We start from the raw sequence: 19,209 nt of genomic DNA on the forward strand, positions 1-19,209 counted from the left end.
TTTCCCCTTACCTCCCCCCGCCCCCCTGGTGTTGTGTGGGGGGGGGGGGGGGGCGCCCCCCCCCCCCCCCCCCCCCCCCCCCCCCTCTCCATGCCCTCTCCCGTCCTGGGGGGTAATGACGGGGGCGAGCTGCCGCGGTTCCCTGTCCCGGACCGCGGACGGCGTGGTTCCATGGGCGCCGGACGGGGGGTGACGGGCATGGTGTCCACGGACCGTTTCCTGGCCTTCGCGGCCATGTCGCTGCTGGTGATCGTGATTCCGGGGCCGAGCGTGCTGTTCGTCATCGGCCGGGCGCTGGCCCACGGCCGCCGCACCGCCGTGGCCACGGCCTTCGGCAACGTCGTCGGCTCGTACCTGCTGGTGGTCGCGGTGGCGGTCGGGATCGGCTCGGTGGTGGAGCGTTCCGTGACGGTCTACCTCGCGGTGAAGCTGGCGGGCGCGGCGTATCTCGTGTACCTCGGCGTCCGGGCCTTCCGGCACCGGCGGGAGCTGAAGGCGTCGGCGATCCGGGCGGCGCCCGAGGCCCCGGCCCGCGGTGACCTGCGGACGGTCCTGGACGGTGTGCTGGTCGGTGTCACCAACCCGAAGGGTGTGGTGTTCTTCGCCGCCGTGCTCCCGCAGTTCGTGGACCACTCGGCCGGGCACGTACCGTTGCAGATGCTCCTCCTCGGCCTGGTGCCCATCTCGATCGGCCTGGTCACGGACACCCTGTGGGGCCTGACGGCGTCGGCGGCCCGCACCTGGTTCGCCCGGTCCGACCGCCGGCTGTCCCTGATCGGCGGCGCGGGCGGCTGCACGATGGTCGGCCTCGGGGTGACGGTCGCGGTGACGGGCCGGGCGGACTGACCGGTCCACCGGCGACCGGTCCACCACCGACCGGCTGACCACTGACCGGCTGACCGCTGACCGCTGGATCACCGGATCACCGGATCTACTGGATGTACGAGACTTTACGAGACCGAGAACTACGGGATCACGCTCCCGAAGCGGATGTCGTACGACGACTCCCCGTGCATCGTCTTCCACAGGCGCGCTCCCTCGGCCGTCACCTCCTCCCGCTGGGCCTTCGTGAGCGTGCCGAACGGCTCGACGACGAGGGCGTCCCGCTCCGGCTTCCACACGCCCGCGAGGAAGCCGTCGACGAGGAGGGTGCGGTAGGCCTGGTTGCCCTGCCAGCTGCGACCCCGGTGGTCGGCCGGTACGACGCGGGTGCGGTCGGCGTGGGAGAGGAGCAGGTTGTCGAACTCGGGGAGGAAGCGGGGCGGGGCCGGGGTGCCGGGGTCGGGGCGGGGGGCGTCGGGCAGGTCGAAGAGTTCGACGCCGTTCTCGTCGCGGAAGGTCAGCAGCCGCGGGCGCAGGCGTTCGAAGGCTTCGCGCAGGCGGGTCAGGCCGGCCCACGTCTGCATGTCCCTGACGGAGGCCGGGCCGAAGGCGGCGAGGTAGCGCAGGACGGTGGCGTCGGGCGTCGGGGCGGGTTCGGCGGGGCGGCCGAGCCAGTGCTCGGCGGTGGTGAGCGTGACCTGGCCGCTCCTGCCCCACAGCCCGCGCGGGGTGACCTGGACGAGCGGGAGCTTGCAGCGGGCGGCGACCGCGAGGGCCTGCGGATCGGCGTCGGGCCACTCGGCGAGGAGTGCTTCGCGCAGCTGTTTCATGGTCCGCGGTTCGGCCTCGACGAGGTCGCGGGCGAGGGCGGCCAGGCGGTCGAGGTCGACGCCGGCGAGGCCCTTGCGGAAGGTGGTCAGCTCACGGTCACGGGCGGGCTGCACCAGGGGCCGCAGGGTGAGGCAGTCGTCGGCGGTGTGGGTGTGGATGGTCGAGCGCATGGTGACGATGCGGACGGCTTCGCGGCCGGCCATGAGCGTCGACAACTGCTCGGGGGCGAAGCCGTCGAGGCGGGCGGCGAGGGCGTAGTACGGCGGCTTGACGTTCTGGGCCTGGAGTCCGAGGAGGTGCCCGACGGCGGCCTTCGCGGACAGCGGGCTACGGCGCAGGAGGAGCTGCCGGGCGAGGGTCGCGCGGTTGAGGGCGCGGGTGCCGAGCACGGGGGCCGTGGACGTCGTCTTCGTCATGCCCCGCAGGTTAGAGGGCATTGAGGACAGTTTCTGTCCGCTGTTCTCGGCCCGTTCATCGAGGCGGGCGGCGATCACCTCGCCCACCTACGGATGCAAAGCGGTCATAACGGGTGCCGTCTCCTTACGGACCGCTGACGTCGCTCCGGTGCTTGCGCCCACGGCGGCATCATGGTGTGAGACTCGTGGGGTGGAACACGTATCCGAACCGTCTCTCACCCTCCGGGAGTCCGGCGTGCCGTCGACCGTCGCCGTCCCCGCGCGGCGGCCGGGCTGCCGTGTCGGCCCTGACCGGTCGCGGGAAGCCGAGGTCGGCCATGATCGGTGACACGCTTCTCATCGCCCTCTACGCGGCGATCGGCGCGGCGGGCGCCGGCCTGGCGGGGGCGGCGGCCCTGCGGGCGCTGCGGAACCGGTCCGTCGCCGTGTCCCTGGCCGTGGTCGCCGCCGTCACCGTGGCGGCGATGCTCGCCGGAACGATGCTGGTGTCCTGGGCGATGTTCCTGTCCGACCACGACCTGTGGGTGGTGACGACGGTGTGCGCCATGGCCGCGGTCGTCTCGCTCGTCGTGGCGCTCCTGCTGGGCCGCAGTGTCGTGAAGGGCAGCCGGGAGCTGGCCGAGGCCACCCGTGCCCTCGGGGACGACGGCAGTTTCACTCCGCCCGTCGCCGCACCCACCGCCGAACTGGCCCAGCTGAGCCGTCAGTTGGCCGCCACCAGCGCCAAGCTCGCCGCCTCCCGGGAGCGGGAGCAGGCCCTGGAGGCCTCTCGACGCGAACTGGTCGCGTGGATCTCCCACGACCTGCGCACCCCGCTGGCCGGCCTGCAGGCGATGTCGGAGGCCCTCGAGGACGGCATGGTCGACGATCCCCGCGTCTACCACACCCGCATCCGCACGGAGGTCGGGCGCATGAGCGCCATGGTCAGCGACCTGTTCGAGCTCTCCCGCATCCAGGCGGGCGTGCTCGCCCTGTCCCCGGCCCGGATGTCGGTCTACGACCTGGTCGGCGACGCCATCGCCGGCGTCGACGCGCTGGCCAGGGAACACGGCGTACGGCTCGTGGGCGACGGAGTCGAGCCCGTGCCGGTGGAGGTCGACGGCCGCGAGATGTCCCGTGTTCTCGCCAACCTGCTGGTCAACGCGATCCGCCGCACGCCCGCCGACGGCACGGTCGCCGTCGCGGCCCGCCGTGAGGCCGACCGGGTCGTGCTGTCGGTGACCGACGGCTGCGGCGGGATCGCTCCGGAGGACCTGCCCCGCGTCTTCGACACCGGCTGGCGCGGCACCGACGCCCGCACCCCGCCGGCCGGCGCGGGGCTCGGCCTGGCCATCGTGCGCGGCATCGTGGAGGCCCACCGGGGACGCGCGGCGGTGCGCAACGTTCCGGGCGGCTGCCGGTTCGAGGTGCACCTGCCGGCAGCGGTCTGAGGACGACGGCCCGAGGACGACGAGGCAGCGGGGCCGGCCCGGCGGCCGCGTCTGAACGGGCCGGGAGGTCTTTGCCGTCCGTCGCGATCGCGGGAGGACGGCGGCGAGGGCGCACACTCCGCCGGTTCGAGACTCACCCGCCCGCTGCGATCCGAGGACGAGCGGAAAGCTGGACCGGCCCGGCGGGAGGCGGGGCGGGGCGCGCCGCCGACACCCGGGCACCGCGGAAGCGGGAACCGGCAACCGGAATGCGGACCCGGCAGCCGGGAAGCGGGAACTGGCAGCCGGCCACCGTCAACCGGGCGAGTTCACCCGGCCCGCAGGGGCGCCGTCGCGAACTCCGTCATCCCCTCCGCGAAGGCGACCTGCGGTTTCCAGCCCAGTTCGTCGCGCAGCCGCTGCGAGGAGGCGGTGATGTGGCGGACGTCGCCCAGCCGGTACTCGCCCGTGACGACCGGCGTCGGCCCGCCGTACGCCTCGGCCAGTACGGCGGCCATCTCGCCCACCGTGTGGGGGTCTCCACTGCCGACGTTGTACGCCCGCAGGCCGCCCTCCGGAAGACGGTCCACGCCGTCCAGCGCCGCCAGGTTGGCGCCGGCGACGTCCTGGACGTGGACGAAGTCCCGCCGCTGCCCGCCGTCCTCGAAGACGCGCGGGGCCTCGCCGCGCGAGAGCGCGGACCGGAACAGGGAGGCGACGCCCGCGTACGGGGTGTCCCGCGGCATTCCCGGGCCGTACACGTTGTGGTAGCGGAGGGCGGCCACCCGCCCTCCGGTCGCCCGCGCCCACGCGGCGGACAGATGCTCCTGGGCCAGCTTGGTGGCCGCGTACACGTTCCGCGGATCGGCCGGGGCGTCCTCCCCCACCAGGCCGGCGGTCAGCGGCTCACCGCAGTGCGGGCACGGAGGCTCGAAGTTCCCCGCCTCCAGGTCCGCCACCCGGCGCGGGCCGGGCCGTACGGCGCCGTGGCGCGAGCAGGCGTACCGTCCCTCGCCGTAGACCACCATCGAACTCGCCAGCAGCAGGCGCCGCACCCCTGCTCGGGCCATACCGGCCAGGAGCACGGCGGTGCCGAGGTCGTTGCAGCCCACGTAGTCCGGGGCGTCGGCGAAGTCCTTGCCGAGACCGACCATCGCGGCCTGGTGGCAGACGGCGTCCACGCCCCGCAGGGCGTCGGCCACGGCCTCCCCGTCGCGGACGTCGGCGTGCCGCCGGTCCACCCCGTCGGGGACCGGCGGGACCGTGCGGTGCGCGGCGGGCAGCAGCGCGTCGAGGACGCGGACCTCGTGCCCGGCGCCGATGAGGGCCGTGACGATGTGCGAGCCGATGAAGCCCGCGCCTCCGGTGACCAGGATCAACATGCCACCGACCGTAGGCCCGCAGGCCCCGCGGCGGGCCGCCCGGCACGAGGACGTCAGGGGTTCGTAAGCCCTTCCGTCCTCCCGCACCCGTCTTCGGCGGGCCGGGGGCGGCGGCACCCGGCGGTCCCCGCACACCGTGCCGCCGCCGGCGCACCGCGCCGTGGCGAGCCGAGGCCCGCCCCGCCCGTCCACCCCGGTCAGGCGCTCAGGCCGCCGGCACGGCGGGGCGCTCGTCCGCCTCGTCCGCCTCGTCGGTCAGCAGGTCCATCAGGGTCGCCCGGGCACGGGCCACGCGGGAGCGGACCGTGCCGACCGGGCAGTCGCTGATCTCGGCCGCCTCCGCGTAGGGCAGACCGACCATCTGGGTCAGGACGAACGCCTCCCGGCGCTCGTCCGGCAGCGAGGCCAGCAGGTCGAGCAGGGCGACGCCGTCGTCGAAACCCGGCAGGCCCCGCGGTTGGGACAGTTCGACGGCCAGCTGCCAGTCCGGTACGTCGGCCGGCCGGGGCCGGGCGGCGGCGTACCGATGGCTGTCGATGACGGCCCGGCGGGCGATGGACAGCAGCCAGGCGCGCGCCGAGGAACGCCCCTCGAAGCGGTGCAGGCTGCCGAGGGCGCGCAGGAAGGTGTCCTGCGCCAGGTCGTCCACCGCCTGGGGGTCGGCGCACAGGTGGGCGACATAGCGCTGGACGTCGCGGTGCAGGGCGCGGACGAACTGCTCGACGGCGTCGGCGTCACCGCCCCGGGCGGCGAGCGCCCAGGCGGTTGCCGACTCGTCGGCCGCGACCGGTCCGCCGGTTTCGCCGGGTGCGGTGGGCAGGGCAGAGATGATCACCTGGTGTCCTTCTCGGGATCCGTGACCCGGACCGGGGGCGCGCGAGGGCGCGGACGGTCCGGTGAGTGAGGAGTCGGCCCTACGACGGCGCGGTGACGCTGCGGTGCGGTGGCGCAGTGGCACTGGTACGGCACTGCGGCGCGGTGGCAGCGCTACGGGGCGGGGCTGCGGCGCGGTGGTGTCAGGGCGCCGCGGCGCGATGCCGCGACGGCACCCGTGCGGGCGTACGGCCGAGGCCCGGGGCGCGCAGGGGCGGCCCGGGATACCGGCTGTCGTCAGACGACAGCGGTCCCCACGGCGGACCGCGCGAGACGATCGCGTGGACGAGCAGGAGCGGGCCGGGGTTCCGCTCCGAGCGGGGGCGGCGCGGGCGAAGGCGCGGGCGGTCCGGGACGGCGGGGAGGGCGAGCGGCAGCCGCAGCGGCGCCGCCAGCCGTCCGGCCACGGCCCGCAGGATGCGGAAGGCGGCCTTCTCCCCGTACGCCAGCCACAGTCCGGTCAGGAGCGCGGCGAGCAGGTGGGCGGCGAGCATGCCGGCGAACGACGAGCCGACGCCTCCCGTGACGTGCCCCAGGTGATCCACGGAGCCCATGCCGGTGTGGCTCATGCCCGGGTGGCTCACCGGCGGGTGACCCATGCCCGCGTACCCCATGGCCATGGCCGTGCCCATGTCCATGGAGTCCACGGAGTCCACGGGGGCCGTGGCCGGGCCGTCCCCGCCCGGGGAGCCGGTGCTCCCGGACGCCGGCCGGCCGAGGGAGAAGGCCGAGTGCAGAGCGGTCTGCGCGGCGACCACGACGGCCACGATCAGGGGCAGTCCGCGCTCACGGCCCGCCAGGCACCAGCCGGTGCCGCCGGTCACGGCCAGGCCGGCCCCGAGCACCCCGGCGGGGACGTCGTCGCCGGACATCAGGACGTGGCCCAGGGCGGCGAGCAGCACGCACACGGCCGCGAACACCGCGGCCCGTAACGTGCGCGAACACCACCCTGCTGTCACGGTGCTCATCCTCGCATCCGGGCGCTGGTCGTCAGCGGTGGATACGGATGTCGCCCCGTCCCCGCACTCAGCCCGGCCGGCGTGATCCGGGCCACTGCGTCGGGGCGGACACCGACGTGTACACGCGAGCGAATGTTGTGCACTTTATTGACGGCAGTCACCTGCGAGCCTAAGTTCACGGTGTCCTTCCCCCGGTCAAGGGAGACCGCGATGCCCACGTCCCCCGTCGCATCACCGTCCACGGCCCCCGAACGCACCCGGCAACTGCGCCGGGTCGCGCTCTCCGGACTGCTCGGCACCGCCGTGGAGTTCTACGACTTCCTCGTCTACGGCACCGTCGCCGCCCTCGTCTTCGGCGAACTGTTCTTCCCCGGCGCCGATCCCGCCGTCGGCACCGTCGCCGCGTTCGGCACGTTCGCCGCCGGCTATGTCGCCCGGCCGCTCGGCGGCATCGTCTTCGGGCACTTCGGCGACCGGCTCGGCCGCAAGTTCATGCTGCTGCTCACCATGGGCCTGATGGGCGGCGCCAGCTTCCTCATCGGCCTGCTGCCCACGTACGACACGATCGGCGTCTGGGCGCCGGTCCTGCTGATCACCCTGCGGGTCGTCCAGGGCATCGCCATCGGCGGTGAGTGGGGCGGCGCCACCCTGATGGTCGTCGAGCACGCCGGGGAGCGGCGCCGCGGCCTGTGGTCCAGCTTCACGCAGATGGGAGCCCCGCTCGGCTCCCTGCTGTCCTCGCTCGTCGTCACCCTCGTGGTCGCCATGCCCAGGGACCAGTTCGCGGCGTGGGGCTGGCGCGTGCCGTTCCTGCTCAGCGTGGTGCTGCTCGGCGTCGGACTCTTCGTCCGGCTCAAGGTCGTCGAGAGCCCGCTGTTCGCCGAGGTGAAGAAGGACCGGGCCGAGGCGCGGCTGCCGATCCTCGACGTGCTGCGTCACCCGCGCCCCCTGCTGCTGGCCTGCTGTGTCGGCATCGGCGCCTTCACCGCCCAGTCGCTGCTGACCAGTTACCTGATCGCGTACGCCACCGGCATCGGCTACGCACGCCCGCAGGTGCTCACCGCCCTCACCGTCTCCGCCTGCGTCGCCCTCGTCGTCCTGCCCTGCGCCTCCGCGCTCTCCGACCGGATCGGCCGCCGCCCGGTCGTCCTCGCCGGAGCCGTCGCCTCGGCGGCCCTCGCCTTCCCCGTCCTCGCGCTGGTCGACTCGAGGTCGCCCGGTCTGCTGATCCTCGCCGTCGTCCTCGGCCACGGCATCGCCCAGTCCACGATGTACGGCCCGCTGGGCGCGCTGCTCACCGAGATGTTCGGCACCCGGGTCCGCTACACCGGAGCCTCCCTCGGCTACCAGGGCGCCACCCTCATCGGCGCCGGCTTCTCGCCGATGATCGCCGGAAGCCTGGTGGCCGCCAGCGGCGGCAGCACCCCCGTCGCCCTGCTGCTCTGCGGCGGAGCCGCCATCACCGCGGTGACCGTCTGCTGCGTACGCGAGACCAGCCGGACGTCCCTCACCGACGCCACCGAGCGCCCCACCACCCCCCACACGGAGGAAGTCCCGGCATGACGACCGGCACCAGCCCCCACCCCCGGACGCACTCCCGCCCCCGTCCCCGGACACGCCCGCGCACGCGCGCCGCCCGTCGCGCCGCCTGCGCCGCGGCCCTGCTGCTCGCCGTCACCGCCGCACCGGCCCCGGCCGTGGCGGCCACCCCCACCACGAGCCGCATCGAGGGCGGGCTCCCGTCGGGCGCGACGTACCTGATGGACGTGCCCGCCGACTGGAACGGCACCGTCCTGCTCTTCAGCCACGGCTACGTCCCGGCCGGCGCCGCCAACCCCGCCCAGGACGCGCCCGACGAGGCCACCAAGGCCCTCCTGCTGGAGCGCGGGTACGCGCTCATCGGATCCTCGTACGCCACCACGGGCTGGGCGGTGACGGACGCGGTACCCGATCAGCTCGCGACCCTGTCCGCCTTCGGCGACCGTTTCGGCGCCGCTCGTCGCACCATCGCCTGGGGCAGGTCGTACGGCGGTCTGGTCACCACCGCCATCGCCGAGCGCCACGCGGACCGGATCGACGGGTCGCTGTCCCTGTGCGGTCTCGTCCACGGCGGCGTCGCCAACTGGAACAACACCCTCGACCCGGTCTTCGCCCTCAGGACGCTCCTCGCGCCCGGCTCCGACATCCCCCTGACCGGGCTGCCGGACCAGGCGGCCGCCGCCGACGCGGCGAAGGCCCTGACGGCCGTGGTCGACTCGGCGCAGTCGACGGCCGCCGGGCGGGCCCGGATCGCGCTGGCCGCCGCCCTGCACAACATCCCGGTCTGGAACCAGCCGACGCAGACCCGGCCCGCCGCGACCGACTGGGACACGCAGCAGGCCAACCAGTACCCGGCCGTGAAGGGCCTGCTGAACACCGCCGCCTTCACCTGGCGGCAGGAGGCCGAGAGCCGGGCCGGCGGCACCATGTCCTGGAACACCGGGGTCGACTACGCGGCGCTGCTCGGCCGGTCCTCCGTCCGCAAGGAGGTCACCGAGCTGTACAAGAAGGCCGGGCTCTCCCTGCGCGGCGACCTGGCCGCCCTGAACCGCGCCCCGCGCGTCGGCGCCGACCCGGCCGCCGTCGCGTGGATGAGCCGGACCAGCTCCTTCACCGGCCGGCTGACCAAGCCGCAGCTCTCCGTCCACACCATCGGCGACGCCCTCGTCCCCGTCCAGACGGAGAGCGCCCTGCGCCGGGCGGTCACCGCCGCCGGGTCGGCGCCCCTGCTGCGGCAGGCGTACGTCGACAACGCCGGCCACTGCACCTTCAGTCCCGGCGAACAACTCGCCGCCCTGCACACCCTGGAGGACCGTCTCACCACCGGCGGCTGGCACGGCACCGACCCGCAGGCCCTCAACTCCCGGGCAGCCGCGGCAGATCCCGCGTCCCCCGCCCGGTACGTCACCCACCGTCCCGCCCCGTACCCGCGGCCGTACGACCTTGCCCACCCCGCCGACGGCCGGTGACGCCGTACGGCCGCCCGCCGCGCCGTCGGCGGGCGGCCGTACGCTTGCCTGCGTGGAGGACGACGACATCCTGGACACCTCGGACGGCCCGCAGCCGCGCCCGCAGTCGCTCATGCTCGCCTTCTTCGGCAACCACGTCCTGGACGAGGGGGACCTGTGCGTGTACTCGGGCAGCATCATCGACGTCCTCGGCCGCGCCGGAGTCGGTGAACAGGCCGTACGCTCCACGCTGACCCGCATGGTCAACCGGGGTCTGCTGCGGCGCCAGCGCGAGGGCCGCAGGATGTACTTCGGTCTGACCCCGCAGGCGACCCGCGTCCTGGAGGACGGCCGCACCCGCATCTGGAAGCAGGGCGCCGTCAACGACGACTGGGACGGCGCCTGGACCCTGCTGGGCTTCTCCCTCCCGGACTCCTGGAAACGCCAGCGCCACGACCTGCGTTCACGGCTGACCTGGTCCGGGTTCGGCGCCCTGTACAGCGGACTGTGGATCGCCCCCGGGAAGGTCGACGTCGCCGGTGTCGTCTCCGACCTCGGGCTCGCCGCCCACGTCAAGATCTTCCACGCCCGGGCGGACGAGGCCACCGACATCGAGCTGATGATCCGCGACACCTGGGACCTGGAGAGCATCGCCGCCCGTTACGTCACCTTCGACAAGCGCTGGACCGCCCATCTGAACGCCGGGGCCGGAGACGACCCGATCGGCACCCGGCTGCGGCTGGTCAGCGAATGGCTCGGGACCATCCGCACGGACCCCCGGCTGCCCGCCCGGCACCTTCCCCCCGCCTGGCCGGCCCGCCCCGCCCAGGAAACCTTCCGGCACGTCGCCGAAGAGACCGCCGCGCCCGCGCGGCACATGGCCCGCGAACTGCTGGAGACGAGCCCGTCGCGCTAGCGACGGAGTCCGGCGCCAGGGCGAGGCGGGGGCCCCGTCGGCGTCCGCGGTGTTCACACCGTGGCTGCTCAGGCTGCACCTGGAGACCGGCCACCACAGGGGCTGCGACGTCCAGTCCCGAAGCGGCTCGCCCGCGTCGCCGTGAACGTTCCCGGGTCCGTCGGCGTCACAGCCGTAACCGATCCGAGGAGAGCCACCATGACCGCCGTTCCGCCGAGGCCCCGTCCCGTCTCCGCCGCCGTGCTGATCGGCGCCCTGCTGTGCGCGACGGCCGCCTGTGGCTCGGGGGCGTCCCGGGGATCCGCCGGGGGGAGCACGCCGACGGGGCCCGGCTGGGAGGAACCCGCTTCCTACACCTACACGCTGACGTCGCGGACCCAGGTCCTGGCGGGTACGTTCCGGGTGGAGGTCCGGGACGGCGCCGTGGCGGAGGTCGTCGGGCTCGACGAGGACAGCCGGCGGGCGGCGCGGGAGGTACCCGGCCAGGCGCCCACGATCGGCGGCCTGCTGGAGAGGCTGGAGCAGGCCCGCGGCGACGACGCGCACACCGCCGAGGCGGAGTACGCGGCGGACGGGCACCCGGTGCGGATCTCCCTGGACTGGGACGAGAACGCCATCGACGACGAGGCCCTGTACCTCATCAGCGCGTACCAGCCGTCGCCCGGCCGGTCCGGCGTCCGCTAGGGGCGGTCGTCAAACTCCCGCGGGGCAGGCGGGAGTTTGACGACAGCCCCTAGGACGCGCCGGGCGCCGGGGTGGGGCCGATTCCCCGCAGCTGCCGGATGGTCCCGCCGAGCTTGGGCCGGAAGCGTTGCAGCGTCTCCGGCTTCGCGCTGACGACCCAGCGTTCGCCGACCAGATACGTGCCGCCGTACACGCCGGCGGCGTCCAGCCAGGCCAGCTTGTACTTCTCCGCGGGGAAGGTGGTGATCAGGTAGTCGGCGGTCTCCGTGTGGCACACGCCCTCGCGCAGCTCGTCCGCCTCGACGCGGATCTCGGCCTGGCAGCCCGTCAGGCCGGCGATCACCTCGACCTTCGCCGGGGCCACGACGCCGGCCGCGGGGGCGGCGGTGATCTTCGACGGGTCGCTGTTCAGGGCGGCGCTCTCCGTGTCCCCGCCGCAGGCCGTGGCCAGCGGAAGCAGGACCAGGCCTCCGAGGAGTGCCGCGCCGCGCGCCAGGCGGGCGGTGGACAGGGTTCGGCCGGTGTGTCCTCGCTGCGGCTGCTGTGCCACGTACCTCTCCGTATTCCGGTCCCCGACGGTGCCCGGCCGCACGGGCGCGGCCGGGCGTACGACTGCCCAGGGGTACGGACGGCCCGTGGGGGATGTTCACCGGTACATCCCCGGTACATCCCCCACGGGTGCGGAGTCACTTGATGTACACGAGGCCGTCGGTGGTGATGGTGGGCCGGCCGCTGGTGCCGACCACGACGATCTTGACGGTGTGCTTGGCGCTCGTCGACCAGGTCCTGGTCCAGATCGCCTGTCGGTACAGGGTGGTGGCGGACTTCAGGTCCACGGTGGCGACCTTCGTGCCGTCGACGTACACGTACGCCTGGCCGGAGGTGGAGGCGCGGGAGACCACCCAGGAGGCGGAGCGGCCGGTGAAGGTCCAGGTGAGGCTCGCGCCCTTGGCGCCGCTGGAGTAGGACTTGCCGCCGAGGTAGCCGGTGGAGGAACGCGCGGTCCAGGTGCCGGACCTGGTCGCCGAGGTCTCCTGGAGGATCACCGGGGTGTAGGAGGCGGAGGCCGTGCGGTAGTTGCCGGCGTAGTCGTAGGCCCGCATCGACCAGGTGGTCGCGGTGCCGGAGGCGGCGGTGCGGCCGGAGGCGGTGGTGGCCGGGCCGAAGGTGGCCGTGGTGGGGGCGAGCAGCCTCACCTCGCGCAGCGCCTTGTCGTCGACGGCCTTCCAGCCCAGGGTGACCGGGACGGCGCTGGTGTTGACGGTGCCGGTGCGCAGGGACAGCTTCGGGGCGGTCGGGAAGGTCGGTGCGGTCGTGTCCGCGACGACGTTCAGCGCGGCGGTGGTGGTGACCCTGCCGGACTGGTGCACGGCCCGTACGGCGACGGTGTGGCTGCCCGCGGCGAGCGTGACGCCGGCGGAGGTGGCGGTTCCCGGGACGGTGGCCACCGCCGTGCCGTCGACGAGCACCTGGAACCTGGAGATGAGCGAGGCCGGCGTGGTGGCCGTCCAGCCCACGGTGACGGAGCCCTTGGTGTAGTACGTCGAGCCCGTGAGGCCCGCGCCGCCGACCGAGGTGACCTTCAGGCCCTGCACCGGCCCGGCCGCCCAGGCGCGGACGGTCGGCAGCTGGGTGTAGAGGGAGCCGCCGGGGCACTGGGTGTTGTAACCGTCACGGTGTCCGGAGATCCGCTGGAAGGTGTACTTGCCGCCGGTGGTGAAGCCGGTGCCGAAGTAGTTCTTCTGGGTGGCGCCCGCGGTGAGCTGGACGGTCCCGGCGGGGTCGGCGCCGTACTGGCCGAGCTTCCAGGCCGCCACGCGGGCGACCGAGGTCAGCGCGGCTTTGGATGCGCTGGTGGCCGTGTAGTCGCCGAGCACCGCGATGCCCGTGGACTCACGGTTCCAGCCGAAGGTGTGGGCGCCGAGCACCGGACGGTCGATGCCGCCCTTGCGGCCCTCGAAGACCGTGCCGCACTTGTCGACCAGGAAGTTGTAGCCGATGTCCTTCCAGCCGCTGACCTGCACGTGGTACGCGTAGATGCTCCGCACGACCGACGCCGAGTCGGCGCAGGAGTAGTCGTTGGACCCGTCGGTGTGGTGGACGAAGACGGCCTTGACGTCCGCGTTGTACTCGGGCGCGTCGGGGCTGATGGACTCGTCCGCGCCCCAGCCGGCGCGCGAGGTGACCGGCGGTTGGGGCACGGTGGACGGCGGCGCCGAGGGGACGGTGTCCGAGGGGCTGGGGGACGTGCTCGCCGAGGCCGAGGCCGACGGGGACGGGGACGCGGATGCCGAGTCGGTGGCGGTCGCCGTCGACGCGGTGTCGGCCGGGGTCGCCGTCGTGCCGTCCGCCGGGGTGCCCGAGTCGGTGGGCGCGGCGGACGTGGCGCCGGGGGTCTCCTCGGCGACGTACGCGGCGGGCTCGGGGTCGTCGCTGCCGGCCTCGGCCTCGGCGTCGGTCACCACGCCCGGGTCGACCAGGTTGACCTCGAGGCCCTTGGGCAGCGGACCGGTGGCGCCGCTCTTGCGGACGACCCGCGCCTCGACGCCGTCGGAGGAGCCGACCCACAGCGGCTCGGACGCGCCGCGCACACCGGGGCCGGGGTCCTCCAGCGGGTCGACGTCCAGGCCGAGGTCCTGCCAGGCGCTCCACTCGCCGGTCTCACGGCTGCGGGTGCGCACCTGTGCCGTCCCGGCGATCCGCTGGGTGGCGCCCGTCCAGGAGACGCCGAGCATCGAGAACTGCTCGGTGTCGGTGCGCGCCAGCTCCCGCTTGTCGCCCGCGGTGCCCCGCAGGGCGAGGTCGTAGACCTTCACCGGCCGCTTGGCCCGGGCCGCGGCGCCGGAACCGGCGGTGGGGCTGGCGACCGCGTAGGTCACCACACCGCCGCCGCCCAGGATCACCGCGCCGAGCGTCAGCCAAGCCCTCCGTCTCAGGCTCAGCGGTCGGTACGCGTGCGAACGACGACTCATGAACGAAACACCCCACAGAAGGCCGGGAAGGGCCGCGGAAGAAAGACACGTGGGCCACTCCCGTCACTGGGGTGACCCGCCGTGTTCAGCGCGCCGCGGCCACCTGCCGTCACGGGTTAAGGGGCTGCGGTGACGCAGATCACTGCGACGTGCGGGCCGCGGCACGGGCCACGGGCTGTCGCGTCCTCACGTCGCGCGGGTGGTGGGACGGGACGGAAGGGGGCTCGGCGGGGTGTGCGCGACAGGGGCGCGCAGCCGACGGTGGCAGCGTCGGCGTCGGCGCCGGTCAAGGAGCGGCCGTCGTCCGGGGCGACGGCCGGCACGACGCGCTCGGGGCACAGCGGCCGGACGTCCGCGCGCCCCACCCGAGGCCGCGTGCCCTGCGCGACCGGCCGGCGAGGCGGTCGCCGTCGCGGACTCCGGTCATGGGGACGACGTGCGCCGAGCACTGCGCGGCCATCTCCGGTGGCGGGCCGGGGCGCGGACGGATGTCCGCACGCCGAACGGGTCGCCGAGCACCTTCTCGGGAGGGGACGGACACTCGTCCGCCCGTCGGCGGTCACCCACGGCTGCGGGCTGAGCCCGCCCACGAGCCCGCGGCCTGGCCGACCTCGCCCCGGCCACCCGGCCCACCGGACGCCCGGCATGCGAGCGGCCCCACCGGCACGGCGGCCGACGCGGACGTCCCGGCCGGCCCACCCGGACGCGCGGCGTACGAACAACCGCGGGCGGGGCGGCCGACACGAGATCACGGCGGCCCGCCGGACACCCCGCCCACGAGCGACCCCACCGACACCGACGGCCGACGCGGACGTCCCGGCCGGCCCACCCGGACGCCCGGCGTACGAACAACCGCGGGCAGGGCGGCCGACACGAGATCACGGCAGACCCACCGAACACCCCGCCCACGAGCGACCCCACCGACACCGACGGCCGACGCGGACGTCCCGGCCGGCCCACCCGGACGCCCGGCGTACGAACAACCGCGGGCAGGGCGGCCGACACGAGATCACGGCAGACCCACCGAACACCCCGCCCACGAGCGACCCCACCGACACGGCGGACGACGCGAGGGCGTCGTCGGCGGCCGGGGCGGGAGCCGGGCCGCGGCAGGGGGCGACGGGACCGTGCGGCAGGCGTCGGGTGTCTCCGGTGCTTGCCGGGCTCAGGTCGCGGTGTACCCGAGCTGGCGCCTCATGTACGGCGTCATCAGGGTCTTCGCCTTGGCCAGGACCGAGGTGCGGCTGCCGAGGACGGCGGTCTCACCGCCCGGGACGGGCAGCATGGTCAGTCCGTCGGCCGCGCCGAAGGGCACGATCAGCGGGGTCCGGTGGACGGGCCGGTAGAGGCGGGGTTCCTTGCGGTGCCGGCCGGCGCTGTTGAGGTAGGCGCGGATGTTCCACGCGGCGAGGTCCGCCTGGGCGAGCGCGGCGGGAGTGATCTTGAGTTCGGTGGCGTCGTTGACGTCGCCGACCGCGAACACGTCCAGCCGCCCCTCGACCCGCAGGGTCCGGTCGACCTTGACGTGCCCGGACGGGTTGAGCCAGTCGCCGTGCCCGGCCAGGCGCAGCCAGAGTGTGTTGGGGGTGGTGCCCGTCGCCCAGAAGGAGAGGTCGGCCTCGACGACGTTGCCGCGGGCGTCGCGGTAGGTGCCGAAGTCGTGGCCGGGGGACATGAACGAGTCGAGCCGCACCTCGACGTCGTGGGACTCCAGCCAGGCCTGGGCCTTGCGGCCGGCCCGCGCGCTGCCCGTCGCGTGGAGCAGCGCGGGCCCCGAGTGGGCGAGCGTGACCCGGGCGTCCGGCCGGGCCAGGCGGATCTCGGCGCTCAGCTCGACGCCGGAGGGTCCCCCGCCGACGACCAGGACGTGCCCGGCGGCGCTCACGTTGCGCTGGTGCTCGGCGAACGACTTGACCGCCTCCTCGGTGGTGGTGCCGACGAAGCGGGCCGGTTCGGGGTAGTCGGCGCCGGTGGCGATCACGAGCACGTCGTACGGCAGCCGCTCCCCCGTGGCCAGCACCACCTGCCGCTCGCCCGTGTCGATGCGGACGGCCTTGCCGGTGACCACCCGGCCGTGTCGCAGCAGCCGGTCGTACGGGATGAAGGGGGTCGCCGTCCACTCCGGGCGCACGCCGGCGCGCAGGGAGGCGATGCGGTGGAAGAAGATCTCCTTGCGGTCCACCAGCGTGACCCGCGCCGTCGCGTCCAGCCGTTTCGCGAGACGGACGCCCGCGTAGCCACCGCCGATCACCACTACGTCGCCGTCGCGCACGCCGTCTCCTGTGAGTGTGGGGGAAGCGAGCGCCGGGGCACCTGGGCGCCTCCGGCCACTCGACTGGCGACGAGCGTAGCGCTTGAATTTTAAAGCGCCGATGGCCTTGTGTGTGCGTTCTGTGAAGCGTGGGCCACCGAAGCTGCCCCACCGGCCCCGGGGGAGCCTCTGTCCAAACCATTGACGGGGGCATGTGCGCCCCCTATGTTCTGGCCGAAGTTACGAACCGTGTTCGAAACCCCGGACAAGGGAGGTGCTGTATGCCTCGGGTGTCACCCCCGCGCCCCGGCGCCCGGAACGCCGCCGGCGCCCCGAACCCCGGCACCCCGGTCGCCCTCGGCACGACCCTCCGCGGCCCGTCCTGGGAGACGGCGACGACCCCGACGTCGTACCACCTCGTCACCCGCGACAGCGGCAAGGGCCCGGACCTCGCGGGCGGCGGCACCGCCGACGGCGTGGACGTACGGCAGTGGACCTGGCTGAACAACGCCTGCCGGCGGTGGCGGCTCGTGCCCACGACGTGATCCCCCTCCCGCACCGCCTTCCACCGACTGGAGAACTCCCTTGAGACGCAACGCCGTCCGGCTGCTCATGGCCGTGCTCGTCGCCCTCGCCACCGTGCTCACCGGCGTGGGCTCCCCCGCCCAGGCCGCCGTACCCGACTCCCCCGCCGTGACGTACACCAACCCCGTCGCCGAGAAGCGGGCCGACCCGCACATCTTCAAACACACCGACGGCTACTACTACTTCACCGCGACCGTCCCCGAGTACGACCGCATCGTGCTGCGCCGGGCGACCACCATCCAGGGCCTGTCGACGGCCCCGGAGGTCACCATCTGGACCAAGCACACCAGCGGGGTCATGGGCGCCCACATCTGGGCGCCGGAGATCCACTTCATCGACGGCAAGTGGTACGTGTACTTCGCGGCCGGCGCCACCAACGACGTGTGGGCGATCCGCATGTACGTCCTGGAGGGCACCGGCAGCAACCCGCTCACCGCGACCTGGGCCGAGAAGGGCCAGATCAAGACCACGTGGGAGACCTTCTCCCTCGACGCCACCACCTTCGTCGTGAACGGCGTGCGCTACCTCTCCTGGGCGCAGCGCAACCCGGCCGAGAACAACAACACCAGCCTCTTCATCGCGAAGATGGCCAACCCCTGGACCATCACCGGGACTCCGGCGGAAATCTCCCAGCCCACGCTGTCCTGGGAGACGATCGGCTACAAGGTCAACGAGGGGCCGGCCGTCATCCAGCGCGGCGGCAAGGTCTTCATGACCTATTCGGCGAGCGCGACGGACGCCAACTACTGCCTGGGCATGCTGACCGCGTCCGCGAGCGCCGACCTGACGAACCCGGCGTCCTGGTCGAAGGGTGCGCAGCCGGTGTTCAAGTCCAGTGACGCGACCTCGCAGTACGGTCCCGGCCACAACTCCTTCACCGTCTCCGAGGACGGCAAGTCCGACATCCTCGTGTACCACGACCGCAGCTACAAGAACATCACCGGCGACCCGCTGAACGACCCCAACCGCCGCACCCGCGTGCAGAAGGTGTACTGGAAGGCCGACGGAACGCCCGACTTCGGCATCCCGGTCGCCGACGGGGTCACCCCGCAGCGCTTCTCCTCGTACAACGTCGCCGACCGTTTCATCCGCCACTGGGAGTACCGCGCCCGGGTGGAGGCGAACGTGAGCCCGCTCGCGGACTCGCAGTTCCGGGTGGTGCCCGGCCTGGCCGGCAGCGGCACGGTGTCGCTGGAGTCGGCCAACTTCCCCGGCTACTACCTGCGGCACAAGAACTTCGAGGTGTGGCTGGAGAAGAACGACGGCACGGCGCAGTTCGCCTCCGACGCCACGTTCTACAAGCGGGCCGGGCTCGCCGACTCGGCGGGGATCTCCTACGAGTCGTACAACTACGCGGGCCGTTACATCCGGCACTACGAGTACCTGCTGTACGTGCAGGCGTTGAGCACGGCGACGGACCGGGCGGACGCGACGTACTACGCCCAGTGACGCGTCCCCCGGAGCGTCCCTCCTGACCCACGGGATCCGGTGCGTCCCCGGTCGGCGAACCCGCCGGCCGGGGACGCGTCGTTGTCGCGCTGTTATTCCGCCGGACGCCCGGGCACTCGGGCGGCGTCCGTGTCGGCCCGGCGAGGAGAGACGAGGAGAGACAGTGACGACAGGCCGGCTTTCCGATGACGAGCGGCGCGTCCTGGCGGAGATGGAACGCGCGCTGCGCCGCGACCGCCGCCTCGACCGGCGGCTGCGCACCCTGCGATGGCGCCCCGGTCTCTCCCGCCTGGCGTCCTGCACCCCCCACCCGCTGGCCGTCGCGCTGCTGCTCGCCGTGTCCGTCGCCCTGATGGTGGCCGGCATCATCACCTCGGCACCGGCCGTGATCTGGGCGTTCGCCGCGGTCTGGCCCCTGACGCTGTACGCGGCGTTCCGGCTGCTGTGCCGCTGGACGGAGCCCTGACCGGGCGCCCGGACGACCGGGAGCCCGCACGTCCCGGCGCCCGGTGTGCCCCTTCGCCGCAAGGAGGCCGAACGGTCCGGTATCTCCGACCGGGACGCCAACGCGGCCGCCAACGAGGACCTGCGGAACGATCCCCAGCGGCGGAGCCGGGGCCCGCGCACGGAGCGGGGGCGGGGGCCGAAGGGGGAGCGTCCGGAGAACGCGTGA

Annotated in this window: 16 protein-coding genes; 9 read left to right on the forward strand and 7 right to left on the reverse strand. The window is 73.8% G+C overall.

Translation table 11 applies throughout. From position 1 onward, the window contains the following. Positions 1-198 precede the first annotated feature (198 nt). Entirely contained in the window at positions 199-846 is a 648-nt protein-coding gene (locus ACF1A1_RS36675) for a LysE family translocator (protein WP_392006136.1), read from the forward strand. Between the two features lie 119 nt (positions 847-965). On the opposite strand, the gene ACF1A1_RS36680 is transcribed toward ACF1A1_RS36675, so the two are convergent. Beyond that, complete coding sequence (locus tag ACF1A1_RS36680; RefSeq protein ID WP_392006138.1) at positions 966-2,069, reverse strand: winged helix DNA-binding domain-containing protein; 1,104 nt, start codon at positions 2,067-2,069, stop codon at positions 966-968. A gap of 317 nt (positions 2,070-2,386) precedes the next feature. On the opposite strand from ACF1A1_RS36680, the gene ACF1A1_RS36685 reads away from it, so the two are divergent. Then, complete coding sequence (locus ACF1A1_RS36685; protein ID WP_392006140.1) at positions 2,387-3,499, forward strand: sensor histidine kinase; 1,113 nt, start codon at positions 2,387-2,389, stop codon at positions 3,497-3,499. Positions 3,500-3,807: 308 nt separating this feature from the next. Here the strand turns inward: ACF1A1_RS36685 and ACF1A1_RS36690 are convergent, their stop codons facing one another. The 3 genes from ACF1A1_RS36690 to ACF1A1_RS36700 all read right to left on the reverse strand — a co-directional run bounded on the left by ACF1A1_RS36690 (position 3,808) and on the right by ACF1A1_RS36700 (position 6,692). After that, positions 3,808-4,860, reverse strand: a complete 1,053-nt coding sequence (locus ACF1A1_RS36690) for an NAD-dependent epimerase/dehydratase family protein (RefSeq protein ID WP_392006142.1) — start codon at positions 4,858-4,860, stop codon at positions 3,808-3,810. Positions 4,861-5,065: 205 nt separating this feature from the next. Next, the gene (locus ACF1A1_RS36695; protein ID WP_392006144.1) at positions 5,066-5,695 is read right to left on the reverse strand and encodes a sigma-70 family RNA polymerase sigma factor; all 630 of its coding nucleotides are present in this window, start codon (positions 5,693-5,695) and stop codon (positions 5,066-5,068) included. Positions 5,696-5,876: 181 nt separating this feature from the next. Further along, positions 5,877-6,692 carry a hypothetical protein gene (locus tag ACF1A1_RS36700; RefSeq protein ID WP_392006146.1) on the reverse strand — a complete coding sequence of 272 codons (816 nt, stop codon included), beginning with the start codon at positions 6,690-6,692 and terminating at the stop codon, positions 5,877-5,879. A gap of 210 nt (positions 6,693-6,902) precedes the next feature. Here ACF1A1_RS36700 and ACF1A1_RS36705 point away from each other — a divergent pair, with 210 nt between their 5' ends. The 4 genes from ACF1A1_RS36705 to ACF1A1_RS36720 all read left to right on the forward strand — a co-directional run bounded on the left by ACF1A1_RS36705 (position 6,903) and on the right by ACF1A1_RS36720 (position 11,279). After that, positions 6,903-8,255 carry an MFS transporter gene (locus ACF1A1_RS36705; protein ID WP_392006148.1) on the forward strand — a complete coding sequence of 451 codons (1,353 nt, stop codon included), beginning with the start codon at positions 6,903-6,905 and terminating at the stop codon, positions 8,253-8,255. Continuing rightward, the gene (locus ACF1A1_RS36710) at positions 8,252-9,700 is read left to right on the forward strand and encodes a hypothetical protein (protein WP_392006150.1); all 1,449 of its coding nucleotides are present in this window, start codon (positions 8,252-8,254) and stop codon (positions 9,698-9,700) included. The genes ACF1A1_RS36705 and ACF1A1_RS36710 overlap by 4 nt, the downstream gene beginning before the upstream one ends. 52 nt (positions 9,701-9,752) lie before the next feature. Next, positions 9,753-10,595, forward strand: coding sequence for a PaaX family transcriptional regulator C-terminal domain-containing protein (locus ACF1A1_RS36715; RefSeq protein WP_392006152.1), 843 nt, complete (start codon positions 9,753-9,755; stop codon positions 10,593-10,595). Between the two features lie 198 nt (positions 10,596-10,793). Continuing rightward, positions 10,794-11,279, forward strand: a complete 486-nt coding sequence (locus tag ACF1A1_RS36720) for a DUF6174 domain-containing protein (protein WP_392006154.1) — start codon at positions 10,794-10,796, stop codon at positions 11,277-11,279. Between the two features lie 49 nt (positions 11,280-11,328). Here the strand turns inward: ACF1A1_RS36720 and ACF1A1_RS36725 are convergent, their stop codons facing one another. From ACF1A1_RS36725 to ACF1A1_RS36735, 3 genes are all read right to left on the reverse strand, one after another. Continuing rightward, positions 11,329-11,829, reverse strand: coding sequence for a hypothetical protein (locus ACF1A1_RS36725; protein ID WP_392006156.1), 501 nt, complete (start codon positions 11,827-11,829; stop codon positions 11,329-11,331). Between the two features lie 136 nt (positions 11,830-11,965). Then, on the reverse strand, positions 11,966-14,251 hold the full coding sequence (locus ACF1A1_RS36730) for an N-acetylmuramoyl-L-alanine amidase (RefSeq protein ID WP_392006158.1): 2,286 nt from the start codon (positions 14,249-14,251) through the stop codon (positions 11,966-11,968). A gap of 1,165 nt (positions 14,252-15,416) precedes the next feature. Next, complete coding sequence (locus tag ACF1A1_RS36735; protein ID WP_392006160.1) at positions 15,417-16,523, reverse strand: NAD(P)/FAD-dependent oxidoreductase; 1,107 nt, start codon at positions 16,521-16,523, stop codon at positions 15,417-15,419. A gap of 260 nt (positions 16,524-16,783) precedes the next feature. Here ACF1A1_RS36735 and ACF1A1_RS36740 point away from each other — a divergent pair, with 260 nt between their 5' ends. The 3 genes from ACF1A1_RS36740 to ACF1A1_RS36750 all read left to right on the forward strand — a co-directional run bounded on the left by ACF1A1_RS36740 (position 16,784) and on the right by ACF1A1_RS36750 (position 19,002). Then, on the forward strand, positions 16,784-17,047 hold the full coding sequence (locus tag ACF1A1_RS36740) for an RICIN domain-containing protein (RefSeq protein ID WP_392006162.1): 264 nt from the start codon (positions 16,784-16,786) through the stop codon (positions 17,045-17,047). 67 nt (positions 17,048-17,114) lie between these two features. Beyond that, the gene (locus ACF1A1_RS36745; protein ID WP_392006255.1) at positions 17,115-18,536 is read left to right on the forward strand and encodes a family 43 glycosylhydrolase; all 1,422 of its coding nucleotides are present in this window, start codon (positions 17,115-17,117) and stop codon (positions 18,534-18,536) included. Positions 18,537-18,699: 163 nt separating this feature from the next. Next, complete coding sequence (locus tag ACF1A1_RS36750; protein ID WP_392006164.1) at positions 18,700-19,002, forward strand: DUF3040 domain-containing protein; 303 nt, start codon at positions 18,700-18,702, stop codon at positions 19,000-19,002. Positions 19,003-19,209 lie beyond the last annotated feature (207 nt).

It is taken from the genome of Streptomyces sp. NPDC014995, assembly GCF_043080745.1.
Lineage (GTDB): Bacteria > Actinomycetota > Actinomycetes > Streptomycetales > Streptomycetaceae > Streptomyces.

Coding starts and splice junctions, on each gene's coding strand:
- ACF1A1_RS36675 (WP_392006136.1), top strand. CDS start 199: ATGGTGTCCACGGACCGTTTCCTGGCCTTCGCGGCCATGTCGCTGCTG.
- ACF1A1_RS36680 (WP_392006138.1), bottom strand. CDS start 2,069: ATGACGAAGACGACGTCCACGGCCCCCGTGCTCGGCACCCGCGCCCTC.
- ACF1A1_RS36685 (WP_392006140.1), top strand. CDS start 2,387: ATGATCGGTGACACGCTTCTCATCGCCCTCTACGCGGCGATCGGCGCG.
- ACF1A1_RS36690 (WP_392006142.1), bottom strand. CDS start 4,860: ATGTTGATCCTGGTCACCGGAGGCGCGGGCTTCATCGGCTCGCACATC.
- ACF1A1_RS36705 (WP_392006148.1), top strand. CDS start 6,903: ATGCCCACGTCCCCCGTCGCATCACCGTCCACGGCCCCCGAACGCACC.
- ACF1A1_RS36710 (WP_392006150.1), top strand. CDS start 8,252: ATGACGACCGGCACCAGCCCCCACCCCCGGACGCACTCCCGCCCCCGT.
- ACF1A1_RS36720 (WP_392006154.1), top strand. CDS start 10,794: ATGACCGCCGTTCCGCCGAGGCCCCGTCCCGTCTCCGCCGCCGTGCTG.
- ACF1A1_RS36730 (WP_392006158.1), bottom strand. CDS start 14,251: ATGAGTCGTCGTTCGCACGCGTACCGACCGCTGAGCCTGAGACGGAGG.
- ACF1A1_RS36740 (WP_392006162.1), top strand. CDS start 16,784: ATGCCTCGGGTGTCACCCCCGCGCCCCGGCGCCCGGAACGCCGCCGGC.
- ACF1A1_RS36745 (WP_392006255.1), top strand. CDS start 17,115: ATGGCCGTGCTCGTCGCCCTCGCCACCGTGCTCACCGGCGTGGGCTCC.